The organism is Dysgonomonas sp. Shenzhen-Wh21 (assembly GCF_043392705.1).
GTDB lineage: Bacteria > Bacteroidota > Bacteroidia > Bacteroidales > Dysgonomonadaceae > Dysgonomonas.
Genome location: NZ_JAIXHZ010000197.1, coordinates 1 through 10614 on the forward strand (window position 1 = coordinate 1; position 10614 = coordinate 10614).

Consider the following 10614-nt stretch of genomic DNA (forward strand, 5'->3'; position numbering starts at 1 on the left):
GCTTACGCCTTTCTCTTCTATGCTTCTATAAATTTGATATTTACTTAATGTATCCTACTGGTTGAACGAATGTTATTTCTTGTTTGTCAGTAAGTTTCAATGTATTATGTAGGTCAGGGCGAGTAAATGATCCTCTTGCTACAGAACCTAAACCTACTGAAGCGCAATACAAGTATACATTCTGAGCAATAAACCCACTGTCGATAAATCCGGCTTCTCGATTAGATGCTTTATCCATATTTGCCACATAGATCAGAGTTAATGAGGCATTGTCTGAAATGTTTGGCTGTCCGAGTGCCTTTCTGAAATCGCCTTTCTCTTGCATTTTTAGTATGTTATCCTTAGCATCATAAATATATATACCTGAGCTGAGCATTACATACACATCAACTTCCTGACGGTTTTGAGATGAAGGGACTGTTCGTTTATCCTCTCTGTTGAAGCCATAAGCAGCCCAAAGAAGGTCGGATAGGGTTTGGGCCGGCATTTCTTTATATTCGAATGATCTATGAGACTGACGTTCATTCAGGGCCTCCATCAAGGGTTTTCCTCCTGTTTTGGTTGGAGAAACTAATTGTATATCCTGGGCAGAGACACAATTTATTAAACAAAATAACGCAAGGGCTAATAAACCTTTTTTCATAATTGTAACCTAATTTTATAATTAACAGAAACAAAAATATAGAATTATATTCGTTTATAAACTCTTGTTTTTGAATTAAGTTCTTTGTGTAACTCTTGTTTTTAAGTAAAATTCACAACTTGAAATAAAATATATATACTTATAAATAAATTCTATCGCTTATTGTTTTATATTTGTGAATAAAATCCGCTAATAATACAATGCGAAACCTATTCTTTATTGTTTTTTTGATCATAGCATCCTTTTCGCAGGGATTACGGTCACAGCAGAATGCATTCCGGTCGCCCATAACTCTTAGTGATACAGCTCAAATAAGTTTACTGACTAGTTCTGCTTGGGAAAAAGAGATATATGCTCTATTTGGGCATACGGCTATTCGGGTTTGTGATACAACACAACATTTAGATGTAGTGTTCAACTACGGCTTATTTGACTTCAATAGTGATAATTTCATATATAGGTTTGTCAAGGGAGAAACTTACTATATGGTTGGTTCTATACCTTTCAAGTATTACATAGAAGAGTATGGACAAAGAGGTGTAGGAGTTACCGAGCAGGTTTATAATTTGACTCTGAAGGAAAAGCAAGAGATATTTGATGCTTTAGCTCAAAACTCTAGTCCCGAAAACAGGGAGTATCTTTATAACTTCTTCTATGATAACTGTGCTACTCGACCTCGTGATATCGTAGAGAAATATGTACAGGGAGAAATAGAATACACTCCAACTGATAAGCAACAAACATACAGAGACCTAGTGTGGGAGTGCGTTGGAATACAGCCATGGACTAAATTTGGTATAGATATCATAATTGGAGCAGATGCTGATAAGGTAATCACAGACAAACAAAAGGATTTTTTACCGGCTTATTTGATGAAAGCCAACGAAGGGGCTCGCATTAAAAATACTGATGGGACATATCGAAACTTCATTTTAAAAGAGCACCAACTTTTGACGCCACAAGAATTAGTTTTATCAGAAAGTCACATACAACCACTGTATGCGGGTTGTATTTTGTTGTTGATTACTATACTCTTGTCTTTCTTAGTCTATAAAAAAAGGTGGTTTACATTAGGACAAATTTATGATACACTGTTGTTTATTGTAGCAGGAATTGGAGGATGTGTAATTTTCTTTTTGATGTTCTTTTCCATTCATCCATGTGTTAATCCAAACTGGAATATAGTGTGGTTAAATCCGCTTCAATTAATCGTTGCTTGTTTATTCTTTGTAAAATCACTTTCAAAATTCATAAGTTGTTATCATTTTATTAACTTTGTAGCACTTTTGGCTTTTCTTTTGGCATGGTGTTTGATACCACAACAATTAGAGATAGCCTTTATCCCATTCATCTTATCGTTGTGTATAAGATCGGGGATGAATATTTTACAACTTAAAAAGTTAAAGAAAAGAGCTGATTATAGCTTGCCTAGGCGAAAATGATAAGAATACTAACCTCTTTAGTTGCAGTATTAACCATAACATCTGTTCAGGCACAGACTTCTGTTCACGAGGTGCCGAAATTGGTGATTGGCATAACTATTGATCAGCTGAGAGGTGATTATCTCGAACTCTTTCAAGGTTCGTTTTCTGAAAGGGGCTTTAAACGTCTCTTGAATGAAGGACTGGTATATCAGAATATAAAATTTGATTTTCCAAATTTAGACGATGCCTCTGCAATTGCCACTATATACACTGGTGCTTCACCTTTTTATCATGGTATCGTAGGAAATAAAAAGTACATTGTAGCTAAGAAGCAAGAGGTCTCGACATTTACAGATGAAGCTTTCTTAGGTAACTATACACAGGATAAAGTTTCTCCTTTGGCTATCAAAACCTCTACTATAACAGATGAGTTGAAGATGGCATCGCAAGGAAAATCTGACGTATACTCCTTTGCATCCCAAATAGCTCAAGCTTTGATATCATCCGGCAAAAGAGGCAATTCTGCTTTCTGGATAGATGACTATACCGGCAAATGGGCTTCAACTACTTATTATAAAGATTTTTATTGGTCGGTAGATCAGGATAATCGTAGTACAACAAACTTTGCATCTAAGGTTTGGAGTATGTATTGGCGTCCTTCTAAGGAAGTTAGTACCTATAAGGCTTTTCCTTATGAACAAAGCGAATCGTCTTTCCAGCACTTTATGGGAGGAGATAAGCAGACTTATATTTTAGCAAAACAAATTCCTGTTGTAAATGAAAATGTAAGGTCTTCGGCTATGACTTTGCTTTCTAAAGCAGAATTAGGAAAACGCACTAATCCTGACTTTTTGTCTTTGACATTCTATGCAGGGAACTTTCCGGGAGTTTCTGATTACTCATACGAAATTCAAGATATTTATAGCTGCCTTGACAAAGAAATAGAAAAGTTGTTAGACGAAGTAGAGATGACTGTGGGTCTTAAAAATACATTGATCTTTGTCACATCTACCGGATATTATAATTCGTCGGAACATACAACGTCCACAGCTTTATCAAATTCAAATATCCCTGAAAATAAATTCTATGTCAATCGCTGCGAAGCCTTGCTGAATATGTACCTAATGGCTATATATGGCAGAGATGGGCAATGGGTTGATAAATTCTATAAAGGGCAGGTTTATCTGAATAGAGAACTGATAAAGAGTAAAAATATATCATTACAAGAAATACAGGAAAAAGCGGCAGAGTTTGTTTCTGAATTTACCGGCGTGCAAGAAGTATATACTTCATATCAAATACAGCACGGTCAGTGGAATCCTGTAATGGAATATTATAAGAATGGCTATACTAAAGAGAACTCTGGCGATCTATTTGTCGAATTACAGCCCGGCTATAAAATCGTAAACGAGCAAGATGCTTCATTTAAAGAAAAACAGACTCGTAATAATGCGATTGTAAGCCCTGTAATTTTCTTTGGCAATAATATTAAGCCCGCCAGAATAAGAAGGACGATTAAAGCTACAGAAATAGCTCCTTCGGTAACATATATAATGCGTATAAGGTCTCCTAATGGAGCAAAAGAAGAGCCTTTACCGGAGTTAATTTGGTAGTACAATAAAACAAACAAAATAAAAAGAAAATAAACTAACTAAATATATGGGATTCGCTGACATTTTAACATCATTATTCGGAAATAAGTCTCAAAGAGACTTAAAAGAAATCAATCCGTATGTAGACCGTATCAAAGCTGTATATCCTTCTATCGAACGTCTGTCACACGATGAATTACGTGCAAAGACAATGGAGATCAGACAAAAAGTTCAGGAGTACGTAGCAGCAGAAAAGAATAAAATAGCAGAACTCAAAGCCAATATCGAATCACTGGATATTGATCAACGTGAGGATGTGTGGGTAGAAGTAGATAAGCTGGAAAAAGAAATAACAGACAAGTATGAGAAAGTATTAGACGAAGTACTTCCCGAAGCTTTTTCTATTGTAAAAGAGACCGCTCGCCGTTTGACGGAGAATGAAGAGATTATAGTTACAGCCACAGAGTTTGATAGAGAGTTGGCTGTAGATCATGATTTCGTGCGTATTGAGGGAGATAAAGCTATATATCAAAATCACTGGCAAGCAGGAGGTACAGAAATACAATGGAATATGATTCATTATGATGTACAGTTGTTTGGTGGTGTTGTGCTTCATAAAGGTAAAATCGCCGAAATGGCAACAGGGGAAGGTAAAACCCTGGTAGGTACTTTGCCTGTATTCCTTAATGCACTTACTGGTAATGGTGTGCATGTGGTTACGGTGAATGATTATCTGGCAAAACGTGACTCTGAGTGGATGGGGCCAATTTACATGTTTAATGGACTTTCTGTAGATTGTATCGATAAACATCAGCCTAACTCAGAAGGCCGTCGTAAAGCATATCAAGCAGATATTACTTTCGGGACAAACAATGAGTTTGGTTTCGATTATCTACGTGACAATATGGCAATCAATCCGTCAGATCTTGTTCAACGCAAGCATAACTATGCGATCGTTGACGAGGTTGACTCCGTATTGATTGACGATGCTCGTACCCCATTGATTATTTCCGGGCCTGTACCTAGGGGTGAACAACAGTTGTTTGAAGAATTTCGTCCACGTGTAGAGATTATCGTAAAAGCACAACGAGATCTTTGTACTAAATTACTAGCTGAAGCAAAAGCAAAAATGGCTTCCAGTGATAAGAAAGAGCAAGAAGAAGGGTCGTTGTTGTTATATCGTTCATTTAAGGGCTTACCTAAAAATAAGCCTCTTATCAAGTTCCTTAGTGAACCGGGTATAAAGGCATCTATGTTGAAGACTGAAGAGCACTATATGAGCGAACAAATGCGTAATATGCATATTGTTACAGATGATCTTTATTTCACTATAGATGAAAAAAATAACAGCATAGAGCTCACAGATAAAGGTATCGATTTGCTTACAGGTAATTCTGATGACCCACTGTTCTTTGTTTTGCCTGATATCGGGTCTTTATTATCTGACTTAGAAAATCAATCGCTTACTGACAGTCAAAAAGCAGAAAAGAAAGATGAGTTGATGCAAAACTACTCTATCAAGTCGGAACGAGTACATACAGTCAATCAATTGTTAAAAGCTTATGCTTTATTCGATAGAGATGATGAGTATGTGGTTATCGATAATAAGGTAATGATTGTTGATGAGCAAACAGGACGTATTATGGATGGTCGCCGCTATTCGGACGGATTGCACCAAGCGATAGAGGCTAAAGAGCGTGTTAAAGTAGAAGCTGCAACACAGACATTTGCAACTATTACATTACAGAACTATTTCCGTATGTATCACAAGCTTTCGGGTATGACCGGTACAGCTGAGACGGAAGCAGGTGAGTTGTGGAACATCTACAAATTAGATGTGGTTGTAATTCCTACCAATAGACCGATTGCGCGTAAAGATATGAATGACCGTATATATAAAACAAAACGTGAAAAATATACAGCGGTTATACAAGAAATAGAAAAACTAGTAGAAGAAGGCCGTGCTGTACTTGTGGGTACAACATCTGTCGAAATCTCTGAGTTGCTGGGTAAGATGCTTACCATGCGTAAGATAAAGCATAATGTATTGAATGCTAAGTTGCACCAGCGTGAAGCTGAAGTTGTAGCTCTTGCCGGACAACCGGGAGCTGTTACTATAGCAACAAACATGGCCGGTCGTGGTACTGACATCAAGCTTGCGCCAAGTGTGAAAGAAGCAGGCGGGTTGGCGATTATCGGTACAGAAAGGCATGAGTCTCGTCGCGTTGACCGTCAGTTGAGAGGTCGTGCAGGGCGTCAGGGTGACCCGGGTTCATCTGTATTCTATATCTCGTTAGAGGATGATTTGATGCGTTTGTTTGCATCGGAACGTATTGCCGGAATGATGGATCGTATGGGCTTTAAAGAAGGAGAAATGCTTGAGCATAATATGCTTAGCAAATCTGTAGAAAGAGCTCAGAAGAAAGTTGAAGAAAATAACTTTGGTATCCGTAAACGTTTGTTGGAATATGATGATGTAATGAATTCTCAACGCGAAGTTGTGTACAAACGTCGTCGCCATGCTCTTATGGGAGAACGTATTGGTATCGATATTGTTAATATGATATATGATACAGCAGTCAGTCTTACAGAACAACATGCCGATAATCTTGACTATGAGGGTCTAAAGGTTGATATGCTACGCTTATTTACAACAGATCCTCCTGTTGATGAAGCTACATTCCGTTCTACCAAGCCTGATACATTGACCGATATGATATACGATAAGGCTATCCAGAACTTCAAACATAAGATGGATCGTTTAGCTGAAATTGCTAATCCGGTAATCAAGCAAGTATACGAAGAGCAAGGTGATAAGTTTGAGAACATTCTTATTCCTATCTCAGATGGCAGACGTGTTTATAATATCTCTTGTAATCTGAAAGAGGCATACGAAACACAATCAAAAGATGTAATCAAAGCTTTTGAAAAATCAATAGTCCTCCATACAATCGATGAAGAATGGAAAGAGCATCTTCGTGAGATGGATGATTTGCGTCAATCTGTTCAGAATGCCAGCTACGAACAAAAAGACCCATTATTGATCTATAAACTTGAATCTTTCAATCTGTTTAAGAGTATGTTAAACAGCATAAATAGTAAAGCTGTAACAATTCTTATGCGTGGACAGATCCCTGTTCGTGAACCGGAACAAGTACGTCAGGCAGAACCAGAACAAAAGACTGACTATAGCCGTTATCGTACCGAACGGAATGAGATAGAAGATGGACAACAAAGAGCTTCGGCTCCCGGTCAAGGGCAGGCAGCTCAGGAAAGACCCAAAGTGACAGCGCCTATACAAGTAGATAAAAAACCGGGGCGCAATGATCCTTGTTTTTGTGGCAGTGGAAAAAAATATAAAAACTGTCATGGAAGGAATGAATAATCGAAAGTAAATACTTGATATATTTAATAATGAAAAGCCCGACAAGTAAGTTTCTGTCGGGCTTTTTTTATGTTATTATGTTTTCTAATACAAACAAAATTTGTATCTTAGCATGTTTTTTAATTGTCAGAAAAACAAAGTGTAAATGTACTTTACAAATATTTGAAAATAAAAATTTTAACTTAAGATAATGGCAGAAACAGAGGACAGAATTATCAGGATCAATATTGAAGACGAAATGAAGTCGGCTTATATCGACTATTCTATGTCAGTAATTGTATCCCGTGCATTACCCGATGTAAGAGATGGATTTAAGCCTGTTCATCGTCGTATCCTTTATGGTATGAGTGAGTTAGGTAATACATCAAACAAACCGCACAAGAAATCCGCAAGGATTGTAGGGGAAGTGTTAGGTAAATATCACCCACATGGAGACTCTTCTGTCTATTTTGCAATGGTGCGTATGGCTCAAGAATGGAGCATGCGTTACCTTTTGGTAGATGGACAGGGTAATATGGGGAGTGTAGATGGTGATAGTCCCGCCGCCATGCGTTATACAGAGGCCAGGTTAAGTCGTTTGGCCGAAGAGATGCTAAAAGATATTGACAAGGAAACTGTTGATTTTCAATTAAACTTCGACGATACGTTGCAAGAGCCGACAGTGCTTCCAACACGTATACCTAATTTGCTTGTAAATGGAGCTTCGGGTATTGCTGTTGGGATGGCTACTAATATGGCTCCCCACAATATGACAGAGTCTATTGATGCTATTGTAGCTTATATAGACGATAGAGATATCGATACCGATGGTTTGATGCAATATATCAAAGCGCCTGATTTCCCATCGGGAGGGTTTATATATGGTTATCAAGGGGTAAGAGATGCTTTTGAAACAGGGCGAGGACGTGTGGTTATGCGCGGTCGTGCCGAAATAGAGACAGAAGGTAATCATGAAAAAATAGTAATTACCGAAATACCTTATCTGGTAAATAAAGCTGAATTAATCAAGCATATAGCTGACCTGGTCGGAGAAAAAAGGCTGGATGGTATCAGTAATGTTAACGACGAGTCTGACCGCCAAGGAATGCGTATCGTTGTAGATATCAAGCGTGATGCTAATGCGAATGTTGTGCTAAATAAATTGTATAAGCTTACAGCTCTACAATCTTCATTTAGTGTCAATAATATTGCTTTGGTAAAGGGACGTCCTAGAACGTTGAATCTTAAGGATATGATATCATTATTCGTTGAGCACAGAGTAGATGTTGTTATCCGCAGAACTACATACGATTTGCGTAAAGCCGAAGAGCGTGCTCATATTCTGGAAGGTTTAATTATTGCATCAGACAATATAGACGAAGTGATAGCTCTTATAAGGGCTTCAAAATCGCCTCAGGAAGCTATTGAAAGTTTAATGAATAGATTTAGTCTGACAGAGATACAGTCTCGTGCAATCGTTGAAATGCGTTTGCGTCAATTGACCGGACTGGAGCAAGATAAACTTCGTAATGAATATGACGAAATACAGAAACTAATTGCTTATCTGAACGAAATTCTATCGAACGAAGATCTTCGGATGCAGGTAATTAAAGATGAACTGATAGAAATAAAGAATAAATATGGTGATGCTCGTCGTACAGAGATTGTATATGCATCAGAAGAACTCAATCCTGAGGACTTCTATGCAAATGATGAGATGATCATAACAGTATCTCATTTCGGATATATCAAACGTACACCTCTTACCGAGTTTCGTGCACAAAACAGAGGTGGAGTAGGAGCTAAAGGTTCTGAAACACGTGACGCAGATTTTATTGAGCATATCTATCCGGCATCGATGCACAACTATATATTATTATTTACTCAAAAAGGTAAATGTTTTTGGTTGCGTGTATTTGATATTCCAGAAGGAACTAAGAATTCAAAAGGAAGGGCTATACAGAACTTGCTGAATATTGAATCGGACGATAAGGTTACGGCATTTATTCGTGTCAGAGGATTTAGTGATACTGATTACATTAATAGCCATTACCTTGTATTTTGTACAAAAGCAGGAGTTATCAAGAAAACTAGACTTGAAGCATATTCTCGTCCTCGCCAGAATGGAGTCAACGCAATTACTATTCGTGAAGATGACAGAGTGATTGAAGTCTTGATGACAGATGGAGACAGTGAAATTCTCATAGCAAATCGTAATGGACGAGCAATTCGTTTCCATGAATCAGATGTTCGTGAGATGGGGCGTACTGCTACCGGCGTGAGAGGTATGCGTATCGATGAAGATGGACAAGACGAAGTGATAGGAATGTTGGCTATGTCTAAAGAGGATCAGAAAACTCATACTATCATGGTGGTTTCAGAGCAGGGATATGGAAAACGTACTAATCTGAATGATAAAGACGAAGAAGGAAATGATCTTTTTGACGAAGATGGCAATATTATTCCTGTATATCGTATAACCAGTAGGGGAGGTAAGGGTGTTAAAACATTGAACATTACAGATAAGACCGGTAAGCTCGTTTCTATAAATAGTGTTACTGATGATAACGATTTAATGATAATTAACAAGTCTGGTATTACAATTCGTCTAAAAGTTTTAGATATTCGCACTATGGGACGTGCTACTCAGGGCGTTAGACTTATAAATTTAGGAAAACGAAACGATGAGATAGCATCTGTTTGTAAGGTCGATTCAGAAGATGAAGAGGATATCGAGATTACCGAAATAGAATTGGATGAAGATACCCAGAATAACTCAATCCTGGATGAAAATGAGGAAATAAATAACTGATATATGAACTAAAACAATAATTATGAAGCGAAGTTTATTAGTAATAACATTATGCATATTTGCAGGATTCTCTTTTGCCCAGAAAAAAGCCGTGAAAGATGCAAAATCTGCAATGAAGAACGTTGATGAAGCAAGAGAATTAATCAAACCCGCACTCACTAATCCTGAAACTGCGAATGATCCTGAAACATGGAAAATAGCAGGTGATATCGAGTACAAAGCGTTTGATGATGAACGAACTTTAGAAATGCAAAAAGAGATCACCGGTAAAGGAGGGAATGAAGAAAAGATGTATATTGGACTTTACAATATGTATGATCCATATATCAAAGCTGATGAACTAGGTCAAGTTCCAAATGAAAAAGGACAGGTAAAGAACAAGTTCAGAAAGGATATTGTTAAAAATATGAGAGATGGACACAGATTCTATATAAATGGAGGTGTGTACTATAACGAGAAGAAAGACTTTAAGAGAGCAACTGACTTTTTTGAAAGATACTGGGAGCTTCCTTCTTTAGCTATGTTTGAAGATACAAAAAATGACTTCAATACACAAGATAGTGTTTATCAGACTATCAAATATTATGCTGTTATTAGCTCTATCCAATCGGCTGATCATGAACGTTCTATCAAACTATTGAAGAAAATTATTGCTGAACCTTACGTTCAAAACAGTACTTATAAGGAAAGTGATGCATACGAACTGTTAGCAAGTGAATACCAACAAGTAAATGATAGTCTTGCCTCCTCTAATGAATTCATTGATCAAGTTTGGTGTG

General features: G+C 37.4%; 5 protein-coding genes and 1 pseudogene. 5 read left to right on the forward strand and 1 reads right to left on the reverse strand.

Features of this window, described 5'->3' with window-relative positions; all coding sequences use genetic code 11:
- Window positions 1-40: 40 nt before the first annotated feature.
- Window positions 41-643, reverse strand: coding sequence for a SagB/ThcOx family dehydrogenase (locus LDB17_RS13700; RefSeq protein WP_252637422.1), 603 nt, complete (start codon window positions 641-643; stop codon window positions 41-43).
- Between the two features lie 200 nt (window positions 644-843).
- Here LDB17_RS13700 and LDB17_RS13705 point away from each other — a divergent pair, with 200 nt between their 5' ends.
- The 5 genes and pseudogenes from LDB17_RS13705 to LDB17_RS13725 all read left to right on the forward strand — a co-directional run.
- Window positions 844-2085 carry a DUF4105 domain-containing protein gene (locus LDB17_RS13705; RefSeq protein WP_252637420.1) on the forward strand — a complete coding sequence of 414 codons (1242 nt, stop codon included), beginning with the start codon at window positions 844-846 and terminating at the stop codon, window positions 2083-2085.
- The gene (locus LDB17_RS13710; RefSeq protein WP_252637419.1) at window positions 2082-3680 is read left to right on the forward strand and encodes an alkaline phosphatase family protein; all 1599 of its coding nucleotides are present in this window, start codon (window positions 2082-2084) and stop codon (window positions 3678-3680) included. The genes LDB17_RS13705 and LDB17_RS13710 overlap by 4 nt, the downstream gene beginning before the upstream one ends.
- A 46-nt stretch (window positions 3681-3726) precedes the next feature.
- A complete protein-coding gene (gene secA, locus LDB17_RS13715) occupies window positions 3727-7044 on the forward strand; it encodes a preprotein translocase subunit SecA (RefSeq protein WP_252637417.1) in 3318 nt (1105 codons plus the stop codon).
- Between the two features lie 190 nt (window positions 7045-7234).
- Entirely contained in the window at window positions 7235-9835 is a 2601-nt protein-coding gene (gyrA, locus tag LDB17_RS13720; protein WP_252637415.1) for a DNA gyrase subunit A, read from the forward strand.
- A 22-nt stretch (window positions 9836-9857) separates the two neighbouring features.
- Window positions 9858-10614: pseudogene (locus tag LDB17_RS13725) on the forward strand (hypothetical protein); the annotation flags it as partial.

Coding starts and splice junctions, on each gene's coding strand:
- secA (WP_252637417.1), top strand. CDS start 3,727: ATGGGATTCGCTGACATTTTAACATCATTATTCGGAAATAAGTCTCAA.
- LDB17_RS13705 (WP_252637420.1), top strand. CDS start 844: ATGCGAAACCTATTCTTTATTGTTTTTTTGATCATAGCATCCTTTTCG.
- gyrA (WP_252637415.1), top strand. CDS start 7,235: ATGGCAGAAACAGAGGACAGAATTATCAGGATCAATATTGAAGACGAA.
- LDB17_RS13700 (WP_252637422.1), bottom strand. CDS start 643: ATGAAAAAAGGTTTATTAGCCCTTGCGTTATTTTGTTTAATAAATTGT.
- LDB17_RS13710 (WP_252637419.1), top strand. CDS start 2,082: ATGATAAGAATACTAACCTCTTTAGTTGCAGTATTAACCATAACATCT.